General features: G+C 41.6%; 23 protein-coding genes. 17 read left to right on the top strand and 6 right to left on the bottom strand.

Annotation, left to right across the window (positions count from 1 at the left end):
- The first annotated feature begins 2 nt into the window (after positions 1-2).
- The 4 genes from FH971_RS19215 (at position 3) to FH971_RS19200 (ending at position 2843) form a co-directional block, all read left to right on the top strand.
- Positions 3-1244: a sensor histidine kinase gene (locus FH971_RS19215; RefSeq protein ID WP_140235652.1), complete on the top strand. Its 1242-nt coding sequence runs from the start codon at positions 3-5 to the stop codon at positions 1242-1244.
- A 38-nt stretch (positions 1245-1282) separates the two neighbouring features.
- Positions 1283-1960 carry a TIGR01621 family pseudouridine synthase gene (locus FH971_RS19210; protein WP_140235369.1) on the top strand — a complete coding sequence of 226 codons (678 nt, stop codon included), beginning with the start codon at positions 1283-1285 and terminating at the stop codon, positions 1958-1960.
- Positions 1961-2412: 452 nt separating this feature from the next.
- On the top strand, positions 2413-2580 hold the full coding sequence (locus FH971_RS19205; protein ID WP_137224622.1) for a YqaE/Pmp3 family membrane protein: 168 nt from the start codon (positions 2413-2415) through the stop codon (positions 2578-2580).
- 107 nt (positions 2581-2687) lie between these two features.
- Positions 2688-2843: a DUF2986 domain-containing protein gene (locus FH971_RS19200; protein ID WP_140235368.1), complete on the top strand. Its 156-nt coding sequence runs from the start codon at positions 2688-2690 to the stop codon at positions 2841-2843.
- Positions 2844-2928: 85 nt separating this feature from the next.
- On the opposite strand, the gene moeB is transcribed toward FH971_RS19200, so the two are convergent.
- Together moeB and moeA are read right to left on the bottom strand one after the other, a co-directional pair.
- The gene (gene moeB, locus FH971_RS19195; RefSeq protein ID WP_167496059.1) at positions 2929-3699 is read right to left on the bottom strand and encodes a molybdopterin-synthase adenylyltransferase MoeB; all 771 of its coding nucleotides are present in this window, start codon (positions 3697-3699) and stop codon (positions 2929-2931) included.
- Positions 3700-3706: 7 nt separating this feature from the next.
- The gene (moeA, locus tag FH971_RS19190; RefSeq protein WP_140235366.1) at positions 3707-4963 is read right to left on the bottom strand and encodes a molybdopterin molybdotransferase MoeA; all 1257 of its coding nucleotides are present in this window, start codon (positions 4961-4963) and stop codon (positions 3707-3709) included.
- Positions 4964-5096: 133 nt separating this feature from the next.
- Here moeA and FH971_RS19185 point away from each other — a divergent pair, with 133 nt between their 5' ends.
- Complete coding sequence (locus FH971_RS19185) at positions 5097-5393, top strand: GIY-YIG nuclease family protein (RefSeq protein WP_140235365.1); 297 nt, start codon at positions 5097-5099, stop codon at positions 5391-5393.
- 97 nt (positions 5394-5490) lie between these two features.
- Complete coding sequence (locus tag FH971_RS19180; protein ID WP_140235364.1) at positions 5491-6381, top strand: amino acid ABC transporter substrate-binding protein; 891 nt, start codon at positions 5491-5493, stop codon at positions 6379-6381.
- Positions 6382-6419: 38 nt separating this feature from the next.
- Here FH971_RS19180 and FH971_RS19175 read toward each other — a convergent pair whose 3' ends face one another.
- From FH971_RS19175 to hslR, 4 genes are all read right to left on the bottom strand, one after another.
- A complete protein-coding gene (locus FH971_RS19175) occupies positions 6420-8273 on the bottom strand; it encodes a M14 family metallopeptidase (RefSeq protein ID WP_140235363.1) in 1854 nt (617 codons plus the stop codon).
- Positions 8274-8469: 196 nt separating this feature from the next.
- Positions 8470-10011, bottom strand: coding sequence for a phosphoenolpyruvate carboxykinase (locus tag FH971_RS19170; RefSeq protein ID WP_140235362.1), 1542 nt, complete (start codon positions 10009-10011; stop codon positions 8470-8472).
- A 268-nt stretch (positions 10012-10279) separates the two neighbouring features.
- Positions 10280-11140, bottom strand: coding sequence for an Hsp33 family molecular chaperone HslO (gene hslO / locus FH971_RS19165; protein ID WP_137224641.1), 861 nt, complete (start codon positions 11138-11140; stop codon positions 10280-10282).
- 25 nt (positions 11141-11165) lie between these two features.
- Positions 11166-11564, bottom strand: coding sequence for a ribosome-associated heat shock protein Hsp15 (gene hslR / locus FH971_RS19160; RefSeq protein ID WP_137224643.1), 399 nt, complete (start codon positions 11562-11564; stop codon positions 11166-11168).
- A 262-nt stretch (positions 11565-11826) separates the two neighbouring features.
- Here hslR and gspC point away from each other — a divergent pair, with 262 nt between their 5' ends.
- The 11 genes from gspC (at position 11827) to FH971_RS19105 (ending at position 22676) form a co-directional block, all read left to right on the top strand.
- Complete coding sequence (gene gspC, locus FH971_RS19155; RefSeq protein ID WP_137224645.1) at positions 11827-12741, top strand: type II secretion system protein GspC; 915 nt, start codon at positions 11827-11829, stop codon at positions 12739-12741.
- A gap of 24 nt (positions 12742-12765) precedes the next feature.
- Positions 12766-14898 carry a type II secretion system secretin GspD gene (gene gspD, locus FH971_RS19150; protein WP_140235361.1) on the top strand — a complete coding sequence of 711 codons (2133 nt, stop codon included), beginning with the start codon at positions 12766-12768 and terminating at the stop codon, positions 14896-14898.
- Positions 14899-14905: 7 nt separating this feature from the next.
- Positions 14906-16450 carry a type II secretion system ATPase GspE gene (gene gspE, locus FH971_RS19145; protein WP_371833650.1) on the top strand — a complete coding sequence of 515 codons (1545 nt, stop codon included), beginning with the start codon at positions 14906-14908 and terminating at the stop codon, positions 16448-16450.
- Positions 16451-16453: 3 nt separating this feature from the next.
- The gene (gene gspF / locus FH971_RS19140; protein WP_137224651.1) at positions 16454-17686 is read left to right on the top strand and encodes a type II secretion system inner membrane protein GspF; all 1233 of its coding nucleotides are present in this window, start codon (positions 16454-16456) and stop codon (positions 17684-17686) included.
- A 101-nt stretch (positions 17687-17787) separates the two neighbouring features.
- On the top strand, positions 17788-18222 hold the full coding sequence (gene gspG, locus FH971_RS19135) for a type II secretion system major pseudopilin GspG (RefSeq protein ID WP_137224653.1): 435 nt from the start codon (positions 17788-17790) through the stop codon (positions 18220-18222).
- A gap of 1 nt (position 18223) precedes the next feature.
- Positions 18224-18805 carry a type II secretion system minor pseudopilin GspH gene (gspH, locus tag FH971_RS19130; protein ID WP_140235359.1) on the top strand — a complete coding sequence of 194 codons (582 nt, stop codon included), beginning with the start codon at positions 18224-18226 and terminating at the stop codon, positions 18803-18805.
- Complete coding sequence (gene gspI / locus FH971_RS19125) at positions 18798-19250, top strand: type II secretion system minor pseudopilin GspI (protein WP_140235358.1); 453 nt, start codon at positions 18798-18800, stop codon at positions 19248-19250. Before gspH ends, gspI begins: the two co-directional genes overlap by 8 nt.
- Complete coding sequence (gspJ, locus tag FH971_RS19120; RefSeq protein ID WP_140235357.1) at positions 19231-19956, top strand: type II secretion system minor pseudopilin GspJ; 726 nt, start codon at positions 19231-19233, stop codon at positions 19954-19956. The genes gspI and gspJ overlap by 20 nt, the downstream gene beginning before the upstream one ends.
- Positions 19956-20942, top strand: coding sequence for a type II secretion system minor pseudopilin GspK (gene gspK, locus FH971_RS19115; RefSeq protein ID WP_137224659.1), 987 nt, complete (start codon positions 19956-19958; stop codon positions 20940-20942). The genes gspJ and gspK overlap by 1 nt, the downstream gene beginning before the upstream one ends.
- 50 nt (positions 20943-20992) lie before the next feature.
- Complete coding sequence (gene gspL / locus FH971_RS19110) at positions 20993-22198, top strand: type II secretion system protein GspL (RefSeq protein WP_140235356.1); 1206 nt, start codon at positions 20993-20995, stop codon at positions 22196-22198.
- 1 nt (position 22199) lies between these two features.
- Positions 22200-22676, top strand: a complete 477-nt coding sequence (locus tag FH971_RS19105; protein WP_137224663.1) for a type II secretion system protein M — start codon at positions 22200-22202, stop codon at positions 22674-22676.
- The last annotated feature ends 6 nt before the right edge of the window (positions 22677-22682 follow it).

Raw genomic sequence — 22682 nt, 5'->3', positions numbered from 1 at the left:
TTATGTTGGTGCTTAGTCTCTATCGACAGTTAGTTATTGAGCAACAAAATCAAGTAGACAAACACCTTGCTGCAGAAATGCAGCGCTATCAACAGTTAGCATTAACGGTAAACCGTCGCAGCTTTGCGGCTCAAATTCGTGCGGCCGATCCAAAAACGGCATTGATTGCTTGGCGCAACAGTGTAGATATGGTGGGCGCGCTGACATTTTTACCCGAAAACATGCCACAACTGCCTGAAACCAAAGATTTCCCTATTTTTACGGGCGGCCCAGATAAGCTGCATATCCTGACCGGCGGTCTGGTTATTACCCGTTATGGCCCTGTGCTCATCGCCACCCGAACCGATCAGCTTGCAACCTTAATTGAGAAATTTATTAATGCGGCATTTTGGGCGGTGGCATTTACCTTAGGGCTTACACTCGCGTTGGGTTATATTTTCTCAAAAGCAATTCTTAGACGATTGGTCGAATATAACCGCTTAAGTGAACAAATTGAAGCAGGACATTATGAAACGCGTTTACCTGTCAGTGAAAGCCAAGACGAATTTGATATGCTTGCACGGCAATTTAATTTGGTACTGGACACTTTAGAGCTAAACCTTCGTGCTGTTCGTGGTGTGACCGATAACATTGCTCATGACTTACGTACGCCATTATCGCATTTACGTATTGGTATTGAGCTATTGTCGCAAAAGCCAGCCTCTGAGCTTGCTGACGCCACAGCTGAGTTACTCGAAGAGTTAGATCATTGTCTTGGGACTTTTGATGCCATGTTATCGTTAACACGCATTGAAGAAGGCCAGCAAACACTTGATTTGCAGCCTGTGAGCTTACAACAGATTTGCCAAGATTTATTTGAAATGGCTGAGGTGATTGCAGAGAGTCGCGATCAAATGTTGAATATTAGTCTAGAAGATGATGTTTACGTGAATGGCGATAAATATTTGCTATTCCAAGCACTGTTCAATCTAGTGGATAACGCGATTAAATATTCCCCTGACGGTGCAACAATAAGTATTAAACAGCAGGGTAAGCATATTCAAATTAGTGATAACGGGCCAGGTATTATTGACGAAGATAAAGAGCGGGTATTCGATCGTTTAGTCCGCTTAGATCCTAGCCGTCATTATAAAGGAACCGGTTTAGGGTTATCTATGGTTAAAGCTATTTTATCTCGTCATAAAGCGACCATTTCATTACACGATAATCACCCCGGTTTGTTGGTGAGTATTCACTTTAAATAATCTTGAGAAGCTCCCCTATACTCTTTGCCGGATAAGCTATGTATCAAGTGATCAGCGATCAACCCGATTTTATTATCATTAGCAAGTCAGCTTATGTTCATTTTCATAGTCAAGATGGCAGTGCGGGCGTGATAGCGCAAGCTGAAGCTGATTTAGGTTATAAGCTTTACCCGGTCCATCGGCTTGATACCCCTACATCTGGTTTGTTGATTGTGGCAAAATCTTCTCAAGCAGCAAATGTGTTTACCAAAATGTTTACTGAGCATAAAGTACAAAAATATTATTTGGCGATTGCTTGCGGTAAACCTAAAAAGAAACAGGGCTGGATTATTGGCGACATGGCTAAGTCGCGTCGCAGTATGTATAAATTATTGCGAACCACTGAAAACCCAGCAGTAACTCTGTTTTTTAGTCACACTATCAGCCAAGGTATGCGGATGTATTTACTTAAACCGCTCAGTGGCAAAACTCATCAACTCAGAGTGGCTTTGGCCAGTATCGGCGTGCCTATTTTAGGCGATCAACTTTATGGCGGTGAGTTGAGTGATAGGTGTTATTTACATGCTTACAGTTTGCATTTTACTTACTTAGAACAAGACTATATTTTCCAGACTCCGTCGTTATTTGGACGCCAGTTTATGTTGCCAGAATGCCAACAATTGCTCGTTAATCAATGGCAATTACCCGATGATTTACCATGGCCTAGTAAACGCTAACTGACTATTTGGCTGCCATCCTATCGCACCAGCGATAAACCCAACAAGATAGTCATCCCGGCAATAAAAATGTGCGAATAGCTAAATCTCAGCACGTTGAGTGTGAGTTGATATGCTGTGAGAAATGTTGGTTTAAGAAAGTATCACCTTAAGTTTTCAGCACTATGGATTAAGAGAATCAATGATTGCGAAGCTCCACACCATTTAGCTAAAAAATGGTGCGGTAATAATACCTATTCCAATAATTATCTGATCAGTTCAGAGGCGCTCTGGCTTGGCACGATTTGGCTCACTTTATGGTTGATGGGTATCGTGCTCGGAGAAACCGTTTCGTGTATGGTATTAAAAATCACAACAGAATCACAATGTGTTTATTATGTTAACAAATTGTATAGTATACTGTTTGTATAATAACGCGGGCTAAATTAATCAACTTATAGAAGGTAACTAAAATGGATTCTAATAAATTATTACTAGTGATTCTTGCAATTTTACTTCCACCAGTGGCAGTGTTGCTCAAAAAAGGTATGGGTAAAGACTTATTAATTAACATCCTATTATGTATTTTCTTTTTTATACCAGGGCTTATCCATGCTTTGTGGGTAGTATTACAAGAATAACGCTATACGCGATTGATGTTATTTGGTCACAGAGAGGCTGGAATTAATAGGGTTTTAGCCACTTTGATATTATAATTATTGGGTATAAATAATTTCAAGTGACCAATATGAATCGCAAAAAGAAAATTAACCAAACCCTTAAAGCAAAAGCAAAAAAAGCCAACGCTAAGCTCCATGCTGCCAATAAATCACCTTATATTGCTAAAGCGGAACGAGAAAAGCTTGCTCAAGCGGCTTTGGTTGTTGCGCCAACAGCTGATTGAGCTGTCAGTGCATTAAGCGACTCTGGCGCTACACACTCGCCAGCACATTAGCACCATAACTATGACATTAGGGATGTGGTTTTATCTACGGATTAACACTGCAAATTTTGCAGTGAGGTTGTTTAGGTAAATACATTTGCCTAAACTCCATTGTCATCGCATCAATCATTAACAATTTACCCGTTAAAGCTTGACCAATACCAGTGATGACTTTTATTGCTTCAGTAGCCTGAATACAACCAATCATGCCGACCACTGGTGCAAGAATACCCGCTTCGACACACGTTAATTGTTGCTCACCAAATAAAGCACTAAAACATTGATAGCAAGGGCTGTCTTGTAAGTAGTCAAATACTGTTACAGTGCCTTCCATTCGAATTGCCGCTGCCGACACTAAGGGCACTTTGTGTTCAAAACAACTCTTGTTAAGTTGTTCTCGCACTATCATGTTATCTGTGCAATCAAGAATTAAACTATGTTGGCTCACCAGCTCATTAATCTCATCATCATCTAACAGAGCGTTAATGGTATTGATGGTGACTAAGGGATTAAGCTGTATAAGCGACTGTTTAGCTGATTCTACTTTTGGATGGCCAATATTGACATCATAGTGCAATACTTGACGCTGTAAATTAGACAGTTCTACAGTATCAAAATCAACTAAGGTAATTTCACCCACTCCCGCAACAGTAAGGTATTGGCTTGCTGCACAGCCTAACCCGCCAGCACCGATAATTAATACTTTGGCAAGTTTAAGCTTTTCTTGGCCATCAATATCGATAGCTTTAATGGAGATCTGACGGCTATAACGCAGCATTTCATTGTCAGTGAGTATCTCTTGATCGAGTGAGTCCATAATATTCCTAACACAATACGTTGTTAAATGGCTCTACGGTGACTTGAGTGCCCTTGGGGGTGTTGCCTTGGGCTTGGTCTAATATCACAAAGCAATTCGCTAAACTCATTGATGTGAGCATGCCTGAACCTTGGCTGCCTGTAATGGCAACTTCAAGTTCGCCGGCCTCATTACGACTGAGTATGCCGCGTTGATATTCGACTCTACCAGGATATTTGTGTATGTCGCTCAGTAACCTTGCTTGGCAACTTAATGGTGTGACAGGTTTGAGTCCCTGCATTTTATTTAAAATAGGTAACACCAGCTTATAAAATGTCACCATCGAAGAGACTGGATTTCCTGGTAGGCCGCAAAAAATAGCATTCCCTATTTTGCCAAAGGCGAAAGGTTTACCTGGTTTAATTGCAAGTTTCCAAAAGGTAATCTGGCCTTCTTCAGATAAAATCTGTTTGGTGTAATCAGCATCACCAACCGATACTCCGCCAGATGTTAGCACCATATCAGCTTGATCCGCAGCTTCTCTAAACGCGCCGCGAATGGCTTCCTTATCGTCTGCTATGACACCTAAATCAATCCATTCAACGTGGCTTTTACTGAGTAACCCTTGAATTGAATAACGATTTGAATCATAAATCTGCCCTAAAGCCAGTTCACTTCCTACTGGGCGTAATTCATCACCAGTGGAAAAGAAAGCCACTTTCAATTTACGTGTCACTTTCACTTGGCTGATGCCGATGGTGGCGAGTACGCCCATTTCCGCTGCGCGAATAATGATGCCACTATGCAATACTTTGGTGCCAGCAAGGAGTTCTTCACCACGCTTGCGTACATTTGCACCTAACCGATGTGGGTGTTCAATGCTAATGTGGTTTTCATCTATTACTTGGGCTTTTTCTTGCATTTGCACAGTGTCAAAACCACTAGGCAATGGGGCACCCGTCATAATACGAATACAACTATTGGGTACCGCTTGGCCATTAAAAGTGTGCCCCGCAAAAGAGCTACCCACTAAGTTGAAGGTTGTTTTATCCTGTGAAGTCGCTAAATCAGCAAAACGGAATGCGTAACCGTCCATTGATGAGTTATCAAATGGGGGTAAATCAATACTCGATGCGAGATCTTCTGCGAGTACTCTATCGATAGCTTGGGTTAATGCTACTATATCGGTATCTTGGGTTGCTTCAACTTGAGCTAACAGTTGCTCGATCGCTTGATCGGGATGAAGCAATGCTGGTTGAGCGCAATGGTCTTGAGTATTGGACATCAGAACTTCCTTAATGAATAACGAAAATACATTAGCAGTATTTTAGCTGAAATAGGTTTTCACTTTTTAATGGTGCTTAGTATGCCATGATGGCACGAAAAATTTATGATCACATTTAAGGTTTTTATATTTTATGTCGCAAAAAAACACATGTTCCGCTTGGTATTTGTACATTATTCGCTGCGCTAATTCACATTTATACACTGGTATCACTACGGATATTTCTCGCCGTTTTGCTGAGCATCAAGCTGGTGGTGCCAAATCGGCTAAATATTTAAAAGGTAAAGGTCCACTCACCTTGGTTTATACAGAACAATTAACTGATAGAAGTGCGGCGTTAAAGCGCGAAATAGTTATAAAGAAACATTCTCGTCAGCAAAAGTTATTGTTAATCGAACAATATCAATTAAATTGTTATTCGGAACGATAAGTTGCCTATTTTTATAAACTTTTTTCTATTTAGTATTTGGTCTATCTGCCTTTTGCAAATAAACTGAATTAATAAAGTTTTAATGGTGGTTGTTAAGATGGTTAAGTCGTTAATTTCTGTTGTGCTAATTATTTCTTGCTCTATATTCCCTTTGGCAGCGCAGCAAGTACGCATTCAACCAGCTCAATCCTTAGAAAATGCAAGTTACCAATATTACTACGATTTATTACAGTTGTTATTAACCCAAACCGCTGACGATTATGGTGAGGCTAATATAGTTGTAATTGATTCACCTATGTCACAGTTACGTGGTTTTAGTATGTTAAAAGCTGACATATTAGATGTATTTTGGGCAGGGACTTCCATTGAGCGAGAGCAAGAGTTTCACGCAATTCGTATCCCATTAGTAGGCGGCTTATTAGGCTCGAGAGTACCGGTTATTTCTCGTGACCGATTAGCTGAATTTGAAATGATAAATACCGCTAAGCAGTTGCAACAATTGGTTGCTTGCCAAGGATCGCAATGGCCTGATTCGGATATTTTACAATATAACGGTTATCGGACTGAGCGGGTCATTACTTTCCAATTGATTTATAGTATGTTGAAGCAACAACGTTGTGACTATTTTCCTCGTGGTTTATATGAAGCCTATGCGGAGGTAAGCAGCAGAGGTAATGAGAGTTTGATGGTGTACGATAAATTAATTTTGCGTTACCCACTACCAATGTATTTTTTTGTCAGTAATAACAACCCTCGTTTAGCGCAACGTATAACTCAAGGTTTAGAGAGGCTAATTGCTACAAACAAGTTGCATGAGTTTATTCAGCAACATGACATAACTCGCCAGATGTTCCCATTGAGTCGATATCGTAATAGTCGTATCTTTGATTTAACCAATCCACAGTTACCGCCGCAAACACCGTTGCAACGTCAAGAATTATGGATAGATTTACCGCAACACTCTACAAGCGCTGATGCTGTAGAGTGATGTCATTATTTAACCTCATGGCTTATTCAGCGTTGAGGTTATTTCGCTGCGCGTAATACCGGATACTTCATGTATTCGTTATCGTAATATGGACTGCGTTGATAAAACCAACGTAGTCGTGCTTTGCTATCATTTGCAAAAGCCTGATCCTTCAACGCTAGATCAAATTCAGCTTGTAGGGCTGGATTTTCGAGTAACATTTTTGCTGCTAAAGGTTCTACTGCGTAGTTCTCAATATATTCTGTGCGGGTAAAAATAGTATTGAACATTCCCCAGTAAAATAAAGAGTCCTCTGCTTGAGGTTCAAGCAACAGCATGGCTAAATCCCCCAGAGGCTGGTCGGTTTGAATACGTACAGTACCTGCTGGAAGTGTGGTGTTTATTCTATGGATGGAGGTTGCCGCTGTTACGGTTTGATGACCTTCATAATCTGCACTTGAGAATAATGGGTCACTGAATTGATATTGCTGCGCAGTTATCGTCCTTGGCTTTTTCAGTCGCGTCATTCTAATACCATGTAAAGATAAGCGTTCAATAACGTCAGACCATTGTGGTGGAATATAATAGGCTACAGGTCGTGTGACCGTGATATCTGCTTTTGTGTTAGCCACAATGGGTAAGTTTTTATATAACCTAGGTTCACCTGTCCAGCGGACTACTTTGCCACCACTAATTGGGCTTTGCTCAATATGGTAATCAATACCTTTAAAGTCTCTACCTTCTGCTAAGGTTTCACTTTGCCAGCTAATAGTTAACTTACTTGGGTTACGGTATTTGTCTTCATTAATCGCAGACTTTAGCTTAGTGCTATTTTTTGCCACCGTTTTAAGGGTTTGTTCAAGCATCACATAAGTGCCAAGTACTCGTTGTTTATAGGGTTTAAGGCTGTGGTTTTCAATTAAAATAGTCGGTAAATGACGAGCATCGCCGTAGCCATTGGAAAACCGTGGGCTAGGGTTCCAAAGAGACAAGCCTTTGGTCATATCGGTATTATCGTTAGCAAATACCAACTGACCCGGAATATGGCCTTGCTCGGTTAATGCATGTTCAACCGCGGGACGGTAAATAGACTCTAACCATGTAAAAATACTTGGGCTATAGCCTTGTGCAACGTTGTAGCCAAAGGTCACGTCATATTGGTAGTCAATACCGTCGGTTACATGGATATCAATGTATAAATCTGGCTGCCAAATATTAATCGCACGGATAAGGTGCTGCATTTCTAATGCATCTGCCTTAGCATAGTCACGGTTTAAATTAAGGTTGTTGGCCGTGGTGCGCCACCCCATATTGACCGGTCCTCGCTGATTGACTCGGTTAAATTGGCTGCTGCGTTCGTGGGCGTCGACACTGAAAATAGGGATAAACAGTAAGTTAACATTTTCAAGTAATTCGCGTTTGCTGCTATGACTGATGTCACGCAGCAGCATCATGCCTGCATCTTTGCCGTCTATTTCACCAGAATGAATACCCGCTTGCACAAGTACTGTCGCCTTACCATTATCACTCAATGCTTGTGCCGTAGATTCTCCGTCTTGTGATGCAATAATCATCCATATATCGCGTCCTTGGGGACTTTTACCAATACTGATTTTTTGTAACACGTCGCTGCTGTCGACAAGTTTGTCTAACCATTCCATGGTGTCGTGATAGTTTGGGCTTGAAACATAGCCTTGTTGCTCAAATGGGGTTGCCCAAGGCTGCTCCGCACTTAACAGTAATGCTTCACTTGCGCCAGACCAGGGATGAATTGGAGGCAATATGCTGTCGTTTTCAAATAGTGCTATTTGTTCTGTTGCGACGATGAGCGGCGAAGGTTCAGTTGCGTGAGCGAAAGTGGAATTGATGAGCAACGTACTAGCCATTAAACCTGTGAGCAAAAAGCGGCGCATGAATACCTCTAGAATGATTTGGAAACGATAACAGTAATAACATCATAGCATTGCCTCGCAACAGTTTCAGAGGCTTTTATATGATAAATATTGACACGAAGACGAGCGGAATACCCAACAATGAAAAATCCCAACCGAAGTTGGGATTTTAGAGGCGACATCATATTAAGTGAATAGCCAAGAGTTGCTAGATTATTTATACGTTAGGGCCGGCACTTTTAATAGCGTCAGACACTTGGTATTTTGCAAAATTATCACTAAATTCTTGTGCTAGCTGTTGAGCATATTTGTCATACTCTGCTTTATCAGCCCAGGTGTTGACTGGGTTTAATAACGCGGTGTCTACACCAGAGACACTAACGGGGACATTTAAGTTCAGTTTGTCGATATAAACCGTTTCAACATCTCTTAGTTCACCACTTACAATCGCATCAACAATGGCGCGAGTAGTTGGGATATCAAAACGTTTACCCACACCATGTGGACCACCAGTCCAGCCTGTATTAACAAGATAAACTTGGCTACCAAATGACTCAATGCGTTTCATCAACAGTTCTGCATACACGCCAGCAGGACGTGGGAAGAATGGCGCACCAAAACAAGTAGAAAAGGTTGACTGGATTGCAGACGTCGAGCCCATTTCAGTTGAGCCCACCTTAGCGGTGTAACCCGATAAGAAGTGATATGCTGCTTGTTCTTTACTCAGTACCGATACCGGTGGTAACACACCTGATACGTCGCAAGTTAAAAACACTACGGCATGAGGTTCTGCACCGCGATTATCTTCTTTACGTTGAGCGATATGCTCTAAAGGATAAGCCGCACGACTGTTTTCAGTCAAACTGGTATCGTTATAATTCGGAACTAGGCGTTCATCAAGTACGACATTCTCTAATACTGTACCAAAACGAATGGCATCCCAAATAACTGGTTCATTTTTTTGGCTTAGGTCGATACATTTAGCATAGCAACCGCCTTCAATATTAAATACACCACCGGGTGCCCAACCATGTTCATCATCACCAATTAACAAACGCTTTGGATCGGCAGAAAGTGTGGTTTTACCGGTACCCGATAAGCCAAAGAATAACGTAGTATCACCATCGTGGCCGACATTAGCCGAACAATGCATTGGTAACACACCTTTAGCAGGCAATAAAAAGTTCTGTACTGAGAACATCGACTTCTTCATTTCACCTGCGTACTTCATGCCAGCAAGCAGTACTTTTCGTTCGGCAAAGTTAATAATAACGGCCGCTTCAGAATTAGTACCATCGCGTTGTGGTTCACACACAAATCCAGGTGCATTGATAATTTGCCATGTTTGTTTGTCACCGCGATTAAAGGTTTCTGGATTGATAAATAAATTACGTGCAAAAATTTGATGCCAAGCATATTCAGTCGTGACTTTCACTGGAATGTAATGTTCGTCATCAGCGCCAACTTCTAGTTCAGATATAAATAATTCTTTGTCAGCAAGATAAGCTTCTACACGGCCCCATAGCGCATCAAATTGACCCGCATCAAATGGTCGATTTACTTTACCCCATTCAATATCGGCTTCTGTATTTTTCTCTTTGACGATAAACCGGTCATTGGGTGAACGACCCGTTCTTTCTCCTGTTTTGGCCACTAAGGCACCATTTGCAGTGAGTTGACCTTCTCCACGAAATAGTGCAATTTCTACAAGCTTTGCGGTTGTGGGGTTAAGGTGAACTGGGTGTGATAAATCCGCCATAGTGTTGATCTCCGTCTCTTTTAGGTCGTATTTTGCTATGAACTGCTATTGGGTTTATTTATTAAAAATTAGCTTGATATTATTGTTGCGCGATGGCTATAAACTAATGTAGGCGATTGTAACGTAAGTTGGCACGAGGGTAACGAACAGTTTGGTAATTTTTGTGAAAGTTTGTAATGGTGTGGAGTTTGTTGTGATGGTAAAGGTACAAAAAAAGCGCCTTATGCGCTTATTTTTGTAACTGTGTTCGTAATTATTACATTTTTGGTTACTGTTTTGATTGGCTGCTGTGGCTTCCTGAATATAGCGCTGCAATATCTATTGCGTCAAAAGGGTATTTTGCGGTGCAGTATTCACAATCCATTTCAATCTTTCCTTCCTCAGCTAAAATGGCTTCAACTTCAGCTTGTGGTAAGGTTTTGATCGCTGCCGCACTGCGTTCACGTGAGCAGCTACATTTGAATGTAACATCCACAGGATCAAATAATCGCACTTCTTCTTGGTGATACAATCGATGTAATACTTGTTCAGCATCAAGGGTGAATAACTCTTCTGCTTTAATGGTCGCTGTGAGTGTTGATAAATGTTCAAAATCATCATTTTGTTCAGACTTTGATGGCAACACTTGTAGCAGCATACCTGCAGCTTGTTTACCGTTAGCAAATAACTGAATTTGAGTCGGTAACTGTTCTGATTGATTAAAGTATTCTTCTAAACAGGCGGCTAGGTTCATATGATCTAATGACACAACACCTTGATATCGCTCGCCCTCATCAGGTGTTAACGTGATCACCATGTAACCTTTACCCAGCATTTCTTGCAAGCTTGCATCAGCCGTAATATCGCCATTCCAACGAGCAACGCCACGTAATACTTGTTTATTGTTGCCATTAATGACGGCTAAAGAAACTGGGCCATCGCCCTGCAACTGTACGCTAATGTCGCCCGTAAACTTGATGGTTGCCGTTAACAGTGATGTTGCGGCCATTAACTCACCGATTAAGTTCTGTAATGCAATCGGGTAAGCATGTGCAGAAAGCACTTCTTGGTAACAATTTTCTAATTGAACTAGCTCTCCACGCACATCGGCATTATCAAAAATGTAGCGATGTAAAATATCATTTTTCATTTGTATTCTCTTACTATCTGGGCGCCTAGTAATCTTTTAAGCGCATAATCTGTCGTCTTTGTTTTTTATCCGGTTTATGATCGGGTGACGGGTTATTCAAAATATTTAGCCGTCGTGCTTCAACGTTAATAATCCGTTTGTTAATACTCTCAGGTGTTTCTTGGTATAGGGTTTGTGCTACATTTGCGCTTTGTCTATGACCTGATAATTGAAGGACAATAATTTCTTTATCATCATTGCCTTGGCGAAGACGGATAGTTGCACCGACTTCTGCATTCTTACTGGATTTAGTTCGTTGGCCGTTGTAATGTACTTTGCCGCCATTGATCATGTCTTTTGCGATAGCGCGAGTTTTATAAAATCGTGCTGCCCATAACCATTTGTCAAGCCGGATAACGCTTTTTTCGGACTGAGTTTGAGACAAAAGACCTCCAAAACAGGGATGATTTCACAGACTGGGTAACTTAACTGCCATACAATACGAGTATTATTGCGGTAAAGGGCAACATTATGACTGTTTTTAGGGTGCAAATTTAGCATATTCGGTGAAGATTCGCCAATCAATATACTCTGGGGTTGTTGCTTTATCCTCAGTGGGTTAGCATGATGCTTACGCATATTTTAACGTATTTATTCACAACTAGAACAGAGACCTGTACCAAGACGTATAGAGGGTCCAATATTATATGGTTTTATTAGATAAATTGATCATCAGTTCAACAAAAATACCACACAAGCTATTGAGTGCTATTGTATTTTGGCTTGGGTTGATTATTGTGCTGCTATTAGCTGCGCAGATTACATGGAAGTTAATGCCTGTATCATCGCAATCTGCTGTGTGGCAGCCAACCCCAATCTCAGCAAGCACTGCCAAGCGTATCGAGCTTGCTGGTGTTCGTAACCTATTGCTTTTTGGCAGGTTAGATAATAATAACAATAAGCCCAAAGCTGAAGTCGTAGAGCAAATCACTGATGCGCCCAAAACAAACTTGTCTATTCAATTAACCGGTGTAGTTGCGTCAACTGACGAAGCTCAAGGTCTAGCTATTATTGAGTCTAGCGGTGAACAAGCAACCTATAGCTTAGGCGATAAAATTAAAGGCACTTCTGCTTCTTTAAAAGAGGTTTATGCCGACCGAATTATTATCAGTAACAGTGGTCGTTATGAAACCCTAATGCTTGATGGGCTTAAATACAGCACCCAAAGTGAAGTTAACTCGCAACTACAACAAGCAAAAGTAGACCGACAGGTCACTCGAGTTGATCGCCGTGAGAATGAACGTTTTTCTGAAGAGTTGTCTGATTCTCGAGATGAGATGTTAGCTGACCCAAGCAAAATCACTGATTATTTAGCTATTTCACCAGTACGCAATGATGATGAATTAGCCGGTTACCGTTTAAATCCGGGTAAAGATGCTGCATTGTTTAAACAAGCAGGTTTTCAAGCTAATGATTTAGCTAAATCAATAAATGGATATGATCTGACCGATATGGGTCAGGCATTAGAAGTGATGGCACAACTGCCTGAGCTCACTGAAATGGCTGTCATGGTTGAGCGTGAAGGACAGTTGGTCGAAATCATGTTTAGTTTGCCAGAATAATTTGGCGTTAGAGGATTGAGTATAATGAAAAATAAAGGGATCCGACATAAGATTATTGCTGGGATGCTGGTGGGGGCTGCGATGATAGCGGCGCCGAGTGCGTGGTCGGAACAATATGCCGCCAATTTTAAAGGCACAGACATTCAAGAGTTTATTAATATTGTCGGTAAAAACCTCAATAAAACCATTATTGTAGATCCAACGGTACGTGGCAAAATTAATGTCCGTAGTTATGATTTGCTAAATGATGATCAATATTACCAATTCTTTCTTAACGTACTCCAAGTCTATGGCTATGCCGTAGTTGAAATGGAAAACCACGTTATTAAAGTGATTAAAGACAAAGATGCCAAAACCTCAGCTATTCGTGTTGCGGATGATAAATCTCCTGGTTTAGGCGATGAAATGGTGACCAGAGTGGTGCCATTATATAATTCTGAAGCTAAACAGCTCGCGCCGCTATTACGCCAGTTAAATGATAATGCTGGTGGCGGTAACGTGGTTAACTATGACCAAGCTAACGTATTAATGATTTCTGGCCGTGCGGCGGTAGTGAACAAACTGGTAGAAATTGTTCGCCGAGTTGATAAACAAGGTGATACCGCAATACAGGTAGTGTCCTTAAACTATGCCTCTGCAGGTGAAATAGTACGTATTGTTGACACGTTATATCGTTCAAGTGCCAACCAATCGCAGTTGCCAGGACAATCACCGAAAGTCGTAGCCGATGAGCGTATGAATTCGGTTATTGTCAGTGGCGATGAAAAAAGCCGTCAACGGGTGGTTGAGCTAATTAAACGTCTTGATGCGGAACAAGCAAGTACTGGCAACACGAAAGTGCGCTATTTGCGTTATGCCAAAGCAGAAGACTTAGTTGAAGTGTTAACTGGGTTCGCAAAAAACTTAGAAGACAGTAAAGACGGTACTAGCACCAAGCAAAGCGGCTCAACTCAACGTCGCAGTGATATCAATATTATGGCTCACAACGATACCAACTCGCTGGTAATTAGTGCTGAACCTGATCAACTTAGAACCATTGAAAGCGTTATTAATCAACTGGATATTCGTCGAGCTCAAGTATTAGTTGAAGCTATTATTGTTGAGATTTCCGAAGGCGATGACGTTGGCTTTGGTGTGCAATGGGGTAGCACCGATGGTGGCTTAACTCAGTTTAACAACATCGGCCCGTCGATCAGTGAAGTTGGCGCAGGTGTACTTGCTGCACAGGAAGAAGAGGGTACTACCGTTACCGTGACTAACTCTGATGGTGGATATACTACAACCACTAATCCAACATCAGATGGTGATTACACCTTAATTGCTGAAGCATTAGGTAAAGTCAATGGTATGGCATGGGGTGTTACGACAGGTAACTTTGCCGCGTTAATTCAAGCTGTATCAAGTGATACTAATTCAAATATTTTAGCCACACCGTCAATCACCACCTTAGATAATCAAGAAGCATCATTTATTGTCGGTGATGAGGTTCCTATCCTTACCGGTTCAACTTCCAGTTCAAGCAATGACAATCCTTTTCAGACTGTTGAACGTAAAGAGGTGGGTGTTAAGTTAAAAGTTGTGCCACAAATTAACGAAGGTTCTTCGGTTAAATTAACTATCGAACAAGAAGTCTCAGGAGTTAATGGCAATACTGGTGTAGACATCAGTTTCTCAACACGCCGTTTAACCACAACTGTGATGGCCGACTCTGGTCAAATAGTCGTATTAGGCGGGTTAATTAGCGAAGATGTACAGGAAAGTGTGCAAAAGGTCCCTATCTTGGGTGACATTCCTTATTTAGGTTGGTTATTTAAATCTTCTTCAAGCAGTACGACCAAGAAAAATCTGATGATTTTCATTAAGCCAACCATCATCCGAGACGGAATGACAATGGAAGGTATTGCGGGTCGTAAATATAATTACTTCAGAGCATTACAGCTTGAACAACAAGACCGTGGTATTAACTTAATGCCCAATACTGAAGTTCCTGTGCTTGAAGAATGGGATCAAGAAGCTTACTTGCCAGATGAAGTGAATGACATGCTTGACCGCTATAAAAGTCGCAAACGCTTGAGTACTGATGTGCGTGATTCTGATGCGGCTTTAAGCATCATTAATGAAAGTATGCAAAAGGACAAGGCTGAAAACAATGACTGATAGCGTTATGGCAGAGCCATTAGCCCAAGTTTCTAGTGATGTCGCTATGGAAGTTGTCGAAGGAGATGAAGTTTTCCACTCGAACAGTAAAGAGCGCCTGCCATTTGCGTTTTCACATCGTTTTGAATTGGTGTTGGCCAAGGAGAATGAGCAACTGTGTTTATTCTATACTGATAACACCCCGCTAGATGCCATGCTTGAAGTAAGGCGTTATGCAGGTGTCGAGTTGGCCGTTATCAAGCTTGACGTGACTAAGTTTGAAGCTAAATTAACTCAAGCCTATCAAGCTAACTCTTCAGAAGCACAGCAGCTAATGGAAGACATTGGTAATGAAATGGACTTGTTTACCCTTGCTGAAGAATTACCACAGACAGAAGACTTACTTGAAGGCGATGATGATGCACCAATCATTAAATTAATTAATGCATTGTTATCAGAAGCCATTAAAGAAGAAGCATCAGATATCCATATCGAAACCTATGAGAAACAGTTAATTGTTCGTTTCCGTATTGATGGGGTATTAAAAGAAGTATTGAAGCCAAATCGTAAATTATCGTCATTATTAGTATCGCGTATTAAAGTGATGGCGCGTTTAGATATTGCCGAAAAACGTCTACCACAAGATGGTCGTATTTCGTTACGTATTGCGGGTCGTGCTGTCGATGTGCGGGTTTCAACCATGCCATCAAGTCATGGCGAACGTGTAGTAATGCGTTTATTGGACAAAAATACCGGTAACTTAGACTTGCAACAACTGGGTATGACACCTGGTATTCGTGAAAAATTTGATGAGTTAATTCGTAAACCTCATGGGATTATTTTGGTGACTGGTCCTACAGGGTCAGGTAAAAGTACCACCTTATATGCTGGTCTAACTGAAATTAATTCTAAAGATACCAATATTTTAACGGTAGAAGATCCAATTGAATATGAGTTAGAAGGCATTGGCCAAACTCAGGTTAATACTAAAGTCGACATGACCTTCGCGCGTGGATTACGCGCAATTTTACGTCAAGATCCCGATGTGGTGATGATTGGTGAAATTCGCGATTTAGAAACCGCACATATTGCTGTCCAAGCTTCATTAACGGGTCACTTAGTCATTTCAACGTTACATACCAACACAGCCTCTGGTGCGATTACTCGTTTACAAGATATGGGTGTTGAGCCATTTTTAGTCTCTTCAAGTTTACTTGGAGTACTGGCTCAGCGTCTTATTCGGACATTATGCCCAAGCTGTAAAGAAGCGCATGAACCCGATGAGCGCGAACGTGAATTGCTGGGCATTACCGCAAACGACCCCCGTATTATTTATCGTGCCAAAGGATGTAAAGCATGCGGTCAGAATGGCTATCGTGGTCGAACCGGCATACACGAATTACTGATTGTTGATGACAATGTTCGTGAACTTATTCATGGCGGTAGAGGCGAATTGGCCATTGAAAAATATGTGCGAAAATGGATCCCCAGTATTCGCCATGACGGTATGAGTAAAGTGCTTGCTGGTGTGACAACGCTAGAAGAAGTATTACGCGTTACACGCGAGGAGTAATCAATGGCGGCGTTTGAATACAAAGCCCTTGATAGCAAAGGCAAACAACAAAAAGGTGTGATTGAAGCCGATACCGCTCGTCACGCTCGAAGTCAACTGCGAGAACAGCGTCTTATGCCGCTGGAACTTCAACCCGTCAATGAAAAGGAAGCTCGTTCACAACGAGGTGGATTTAATCTAGCTAATTTGTTTAAGGGACATATCTCTGTCGCTGAACTGGCATTGATTACTCGCCAAATCGCGACTCTGGTAGCGGCGGGATTACCCATTGAAGAAGCGCTAAAAGCGGTAGGGCAACAATCAGAAAAAGACCGCTTAGGCAGTATGATTATGGCTGTGCGTTCTCGGGTTGTGGAAGGTTATAGTTTGGCAGATTCGATGGCCGAATTCCCGCATGTGTTTGATGATTTATACCGTTCAATGGTGGCTTCTGGTGAGAAGTCGGGCCATTTAGAAGTGGTGCTTAATCGACTAGCCGATTACACAGAGCGTCGCCAACAACTCAAGTCAAAGCTAACTCAAGCGATGATTTATCCAATTGTTTTAACCGTAGTGGCCATTGGCGTTATTGCCGTGTTGCTTGCTGCTGTGGTGCCAAAAGTGGTCGGGCAATTTGAACACATGGGCCAAGAATTGCCAGGCACAACCCAGTTTTTGATTCTTGCTTCTGATTTTGTACAGCATTGGGGCATTGTGGTCGTTATGCTTATTTTTGCTGGAATAGTGATGTTTCAGCGTATGTTAAAGAATCCTGCTACGCGGATGAAATATGATACTGCTTTATTGAAAATGCCTGTGATTGGTAAAGTGAGTAAAGGCCTCAATACCGCAAGATTTGCACGAACCTTGAGTATTTTATCTGCCAGTGCTGTGCCATTACTTGATGGTATGCGTATTGCGAGCGAAGTGTTACAAAATGTCAAAGTGCGTGCCGCTGTAGATGAAGCAACTGCCCGAGTCCGTGAAGGAACTAGTTTAGGCACTGCGTTGACTAATACTAAGTTATTCCCAGCGATGATGTTGTATATGATTGCATCGGGTGAAAAAAGTGGTCAGTTAGAAAATATGCTTGAACGTGCGGCAGATAACCAAGACCGAGAGTTTGAATCGAATGTCAATATTGCCTTGGGGGTATTTGAGCCCATGTTAGTTGTGAGTATGGCATCGATTGTATTGTTTATCGTGATGGCAATTTTACAGCCTATATTAGAGTTAAATAATTTGATCAGCGGTTAAGTTTACACTTACGCTTATATAAACTTGAAAGACCAAAAGTATTAATCAAGAATGACACCTGTTTTGTGTGATTCTATAAGATTTTTTAGAGGAAATAATCAATGCAACATAATAATAAACAACGTGGTTTCACCTTACTCGAAGTAATGGTGGTGATTGTTATTTTAGGTATTTTAGCGTCAATGGTAGTACCCAATCTTATGGGTAATAAAGACAAAGCTGACCAACAAAAAGCCATATCAGATATTGTAGCCTTAGAAAATGCATTGGATATGTATAAATTAGATAACAGTATTTATCCCACTACAGAGCAAGGTCTCGATGCGTTAGTGCAAAAGCCTAATTCGTCTCCAGAACCAAGAAATTACCGTGAAGGCGGTTATGTAAAGCGTTTACCGCAGGACCCATGGCGCAGCGATTATTTACTACTCAGCCCTGGTGAAAATGGAAAACTTGATATTTTCAGTGCAGGTCCTGACGGCCAAGCTGGTTCAGAAGATGATATCGGTAACTGGAATTTACAAGATTACCAGTAATATGACCCAACATCGCCAAGCCGGTTTCACCTTACTTGAGGTGTTAATTGTAGCATTGCTAATGGGATTGGTTGCCTCAGCGGTAACCTTATCCGTTAGTGTTGCGGGGCCAGAACAAGAGCTCAAGAAGCAGGCACAACGCTTTATTACTGCCACCGAAATGGTGCTGGATGAAAGTGTATTAAGTGGCCAGTTTATTGGCATTGTGATTGACGAAGATCAATATCAGTTTGTGTTTTATAAAGAAGGCAAATGGCTGCCTGTAGATCACGACCGGTTATTATCGGCAAAAAAAATGGACGAGGGCATAACCTTAGATATTGTGATCGATGTGATCGATGGCATGCCATTGGTGCAAGAAGACGAGCAAGATGAGTCTTGGTTTGACGAGCCTTTTATTGACGAACAAACTGAAGAAGACAAAAAGAAACACCCCGAGCCACAAATATTGTTGTTTCCCAGCGGGGAAATGACACCATTTGAACTGAACTTTAATACGATTAATGACGACAGTCAGCCAGTCAATGTGCTGGTTGTTGGTAATGCATTAGGTCGCTTAACAATAGGGCGTGTAGATGAATAAACAGACATCATTTAAACGCCCTAATGACTTAAGCGTTAAAAGTTCCACGTTTAACCGCTTAGGTATAAAAAGCTTTCGCGGTAAAAACGCTGGCATGACCTTACTAGAGGTGATGGTTGCTTTGATGGTATTTTCAATTGCTGCGGTATCGGTTACCAAAAGTTTGGGTGAGCAAATGGCGAATATGCCCATTTTAGAAGAGCGAACCTTAGCCCAATGGGTAGCAAGTAACCAAATGGTCGATGTGCGTCTACCTGATGCGTTTCCTGATATAGGCCAAAAAACCGGTCAGGAAGAACTCGCGGGTCGTGAATGGTATTGGCGTCAAGATGTTATTAAGACCACAGATGATAAATTTAGAATGATCCGTATTAGCGTCAGCGATGATGATAAATTTAAACGTATTGTTGCTCAGGTAAGTAGTTATGTGCATAACAAAGCCTAAATATTTTAGCGGCTTTACGTTACTGGAAATGCTTATCGCGATTGCGATTTTTGCCATGTTGGGGATAGCGGCTAACTCGGTATTATCGACGGTGATGAAAAATGATGAAGTGACTAAAGAGTTTTCCGATCGGCTTAAATCATTGCAACAAGGTTTTGGTGCCTTAGAACGCGATTTAGGTCAAATGGTTGCGCGGACTCCTCGGTTGTTTGACGGAAGTCGCAGTAGTCAATTTTTTCAAGTGGGCGATAATATTCTCGATTCAGAAACCGAAGCATTGATGTTTTACCGTTTAGGTTGGCTAAACCCAGATGGTATGCTGCCTCGGGGCAGTTTACAGTCGGTTGCTTATGTTGTCCAAAATGGCCGCTTAGAACGCTGGTATTACCCTTATCCTGAGCCAATATCGGGTGCTGAACCACTAAAAAGTATGGTTATAGACCATGTGCTATCAATTGAATATTCGTTTTACATTGACGGAAAATGGCAAAAAGAAGCAGATGGAACCGTGATGCCTAGAGGGATTGCGATGGAGATAGAATTAGAAGGTTTGGGTAAAATTCAACGTCGTTTTTTGTTGCCTAAAGGTGCTCCGGCAACTAAGTCTAGCTCAGACAGCTCAGACAGCTCAGACAGCTCAGATAGTTCAGATAGTTCAGATAGTTCAGATAGTTCAGACAGTTCAGACGATGATGGGAAGTCATAATGGGTGGCCAAAAGCAGCGTGGTGTAGCACTTATTGTGGTGATGTTGATTGTTGCCATGGTAGTGGTTATTGCGACCAATATTAGCAGTCGTAATCAGCTTTCCATGAGGCGAACGCTTAATTTAGCCCAATATGATCAAGCCTATTGGTATGCGCTTTCTGCAGAAGAGCTTGCAATGAAAGTCCTCAAGCAAGACTTTGAAGATTCAGACGGGACGGTACATTTACAGCAATACTGGGCTTTAGCTGATGTCGTTTTCCCAGCTGAATATGGTCAGATTGTTGGTGAAATACAAGATATGCGGGCATGTTTTAATGTTAATGCTGTTGGCCAAGAATCAACAAAAACTGAAAATGGCCAACCTAAATTGACCGTTGCAGCACAACAGTTTCAATCGTTACTTATCAGTTTAGGTGTTGATGAGTTTGGCGCAGAGCAGTTTACCTATATGCTTAAAGATTATATTGACGAAGATACCTTGGCTGGTTCTTATGGTGCTGAAGATGCCGAATATGAATCGCGTAATGTGCCGTATCGTGCCGCTAATACCTTGATGCAGCATCGCAGTGAATTACGGGCCGTACTAGGGTTTAGCCAAGATGTATATTTAAATCTATCACCTTATGTGTGTGCCATACCCGGTGAAAATAGCCAGTTATTAAATGTGAATACCATTAAGGTTGAGCAAGCGGCTTTACTTGCTGGAATGCTAGAAAATAAGATTTCGGTCAGCGAAGCTGAAAGTATTATTAACAGTCGGCCTGGTGATGGATACGAAAAGATTGAAGAGTTTTGGGAAAGTTCGTCGCTCAGTGGTGTGACACTGGACGCGGATGTAAAGTCGAGTTTTGTAGTAGACAGTCAGTATTTCTCATTAAAGGCTGGCGCCAAAGTCGATAATGCAATATTTCGAATGGAAAGTGTACTTAAGCGCAATGGTAACAATTTAGATGTACTCACCCGTCAGTATGGTGGTCAACAATAATAACAAATTCATTACGTAACAATACGTATTGAGATTGGTGGAGAATAACAGTGTCTGAACGGCTATTTATCCGGTTAGGAAAAACATCAGAACACCCATGTTCGTGGCTAGTATGGTCAGAACAAGAGCAAGAAATCATCGCTTCTGGTGAGTTATCTGATGCCGCGAGTCTCAGCAGTTTAACTGAGCGGGCGGGTAATCGTCCTGTTGATGTACTTGTGCCAGCGGCCAATATGACATTGACACAAATTATGTTACCCGAAAAAGGTCAACGCCAAGCATTAATGGCATTGCCATACATGTTAGAAGAATCACTAGCAACCGATGTAGATAAAATGCATTTTGTTGTTGGGCCTCGTGAAGGTGAGCAGCTCAATGTGGCAGCTGTGGCGCATGAACAAATGCAAATATGGCTAGAATGGCTGCATAATGCTGGCTTAAAAGTGAAACGTATCGTACCTGATTGTTTAGCCTTGCCTCTAGAACAATGCCGTTGGGCGGCAATGAGTGTTGGCAGCGAATATTTAATTAGAACCTCAGAAGGTGGCGGCGTTAGTTTACCTAAAGCATGGTCTGCATTTGCACTACCGCAGTTACTCTCGGCGGCACAACTCAGTGACAATGAGTCTATTAGCATAGCAAGTTATAGTGACGATATTGCATTTGAAGGTGTGGAGATTAATAACAAGCCGCTAGATTTACCTATGATGGTATTAGCAAAAGGCATTTTGAATGCCCCAATCAATTTGCTCAGTGGCATTTATAAACCTAAGCATGAATACAGTAAACAGTTATTCATCTGGAAAAACACTGCTATTGTCTTGGTGATTGCGATTGTTTTAGCCTTGGCGAATAAAGGCTTATCCATTCATCAACTTAATAACCACACCGCAGAGCTGCAAGCTCAAAGTGAATTGATTTTTAAGCAAGCCGTTCCGGGTGTAAACCGCATTGTTAATATGCGCTCACAGATGGGCAGTCAATTGCGCAGCATGCAAGGTCAAGGTGGTGGCGCGGTATTTTTTGAAATGTTAGACGGTTTAAAGCCAGCGTTTAGTAAAGTACCAGAACTCAAACCGAACTCATTGCGTTATGAAGCAAATCGTAATGAATTACGTATGCAAGTGACAGCAAAAACCTATGGTCAAATCGATAAGTTTAAAGAACTTGTTAGCAAAGACTACCAGCTCGACGGTGGTGCCATGAACAGTAACGAAGAAAGTGTTACCAGCACACTGACGTTAAGGATTAAATAACATGGAAAACATGCGTAGTTGGTGGCAAAGTCTAGCCATTAGAGAGCAACAACTTGTTGGATTTTGTGCTGCAATATTGGTTATTGGTATTGTTTATTGGGGCATTTGGACACCGATTTCGAATGCTCAAGAAACTGCAGAGCGTGATAACAGTGCAGCGCAGCAAACGTTAAATTATGTTAAACAAACCGCCAATAAAATCGCCGGTCTTAAACAGGCGGGTGCGCAAGCTAAAGTTCGTGGAAGTTTAAGTTCTGTGGTAAATCAAACGGCTGGTCAATATAAATTAGAGATCACTCGTATGCAGCCGCAAGGCGATAAAATACAACTATGGATGGATGACGTGCCATTTGATGCGTTATTAGGTTACTTACATGACTTAGTAGAGCAAAAAGGCTTAACGTTGGACAGTGTAGATCTAACCGAATCAGACGTTGCTGGTTTTGTAAAAGTAAGACGTATTCAGCTTTCTCAGTAAGGATTT

It is taken from the genome of Shewanella polaris (assembly GCF_006385555.1).
Classification (GTDB): Bacteria; Pseudomonadota; Gammaproteobacteria; order Enterobacterales; family Shewanellaceae; genus Shewanella; species Shewanella polaris.
This window is presented reverse-complemented; position numbering and strand designations above follow the sequence as displayed.

What these genes read in the sequence shown, in the direction of transcription:
- gspD (WP_140235361.1), top strand. Translation starts at nt 12,766, where the DNA reads ATGAAAAATAAAGGGATCCGACATAAGATTATTGCTGGGATGCTGGTG.
- FH971_RS19180 (WP_140235364.1), top strand. Translation starts at nt 5,491, where the DNA reads ATGGTTAAGTCGTTAATTTCTGTTGTGCTAATTATTTCTTGCTCTATA.
- gspF (WP_137224651.1), top strand. Translation starts at nt 16,454, where the DNA reads ATGGCGGCGTTTGAATACAAAGCCCTTGATAGCAAAGGCAAACAACAA.
- moeA (WP_140235366.1), bottom strand. Translation starts at nt 4,963, where the DNA reads ATGTCCAATACTCAAGACCATTGCGCTCAACCAGCATTGCTTCATCCC.
- FH971_RS19210 (WP_140235369.1), top strand. Translation starts at nt 1,283, where the DNA reads ATGTATCAAGTGATCAGCGATCAACCCGATTTTATTATCATTAGCAAG.
- gspC (WP_137224645.1), top strand. Translation starts at nt 11,827, where the DNA reads ATGGTTTTATTAGATAAATTGATCATCAGTTCAACAAAAATACCACAC.
- gspG (WP_137224653.1), top strand. Translation starts at nt 17,788, where the DNA reads ATGCAACATAATAATAAACAACGTGGTTTCACCTTACTCGAAGTAATG.
- gspI (WP_140235358.1), top strand. Translation starts at nt 18,798, where the DNA reads ATGAATAAACAGACATCATTTAAACGCCCTAATGACTTAAGCGTTAAA.
- gspH (WP_140235359.1), top strand. Translation starts at nt 18,224, where the DNA reads ATGACCCAACATCGCCAAGCCGGTTTCACCTTACTTGAGGTGTTAATT.
- gspK (WP_137224659.1), top strand. Translation starts at nt 19,956, where the DNA reads ATGGGTGGCCAAAAGCAGCGTGGTGTAGCACTTATTGTGGTGATGTTG.
- FH971_RS19105 (WP_137224663.1), top strand. Translation starts at nt 22,200, where the DNA reads ATGGAAAACATGCGTAGTTGGTGGCAAAGTCTAGCCATTAGAGAGCAA.
- FH971_RS19215 (WP_140235652.1), top strand. Translation starts at nt 3, where the DNA reads ATGTTGGTGCTTAGTCTCTATCGACAGTTAGTTATTGAGCAACAAAAT.
- hslO (WP_137224641.1), bottom strand. Translation starts at nt 11,140, where the DNA reads ATGAAAAATGATATTTTACATCGCTACATTTTTGATAATGCCGATGTG.
- gspE (WP_371833650.1), top strand. Translation starts at nt 14,906, where the DNA reads ATGGCAGAGCCATTAGCCCAAGTTTCTAGTGATGTCGCTATGGAAGTT.
- FH971_RS19205 (WP_137224622.1), top strand. Translation starts at nt 2,413, where the DNA reads ATGGATTCTAATAAATTATTACTAGTGATTCTTGCAATTTTACTTCCA.
- FH971_RS19185 (WP_140235365.1), top strand. Translation starts at nt 5,097, where the DNA reads ATGTCGCAAAAAAACACATGTTCCGCTTGGTATTTGTACATTATTCGC.
- FH971_RS19200 (WP_140235368.1), top strand. Translation starts at nt 2,688, where the DNA reads ATGAATCGCAAAAAGAAAATTAACCAAACCCTTAAAGCAAAAGCAAAA.
- moeB (WP_167496059.1), bottom strand. Translation starts at nt 3,699, where the DNA reads ATGGACTCACTCGATCAAGAGATACTCACTGACAATGAAATGCTGCGT.
- FH971_RS19175 (WP_140235363.1), bottom strand. Translation starts at nt 8,273, where the DNA reads ATGCGCCGCTTTTTGCTCACAGGTTTAATGGCTAGTACGTTGCTCATC.
- FH971_RS19170 (WP_140235362.1), bottom strand. Translation starts at nt 10,011, where the DNA reads ATGGCGGATTTATCACACCCAGTTCACCTTAACCCCACAACCGCAAAG.
- gspJ (WP_140235357.1), top strand. Translation starts at nt 19,231, where the DNA reads ATGTGCATAACAAAGCCTAAATATTTTAGCGGCTTTACGTTACTGGAA.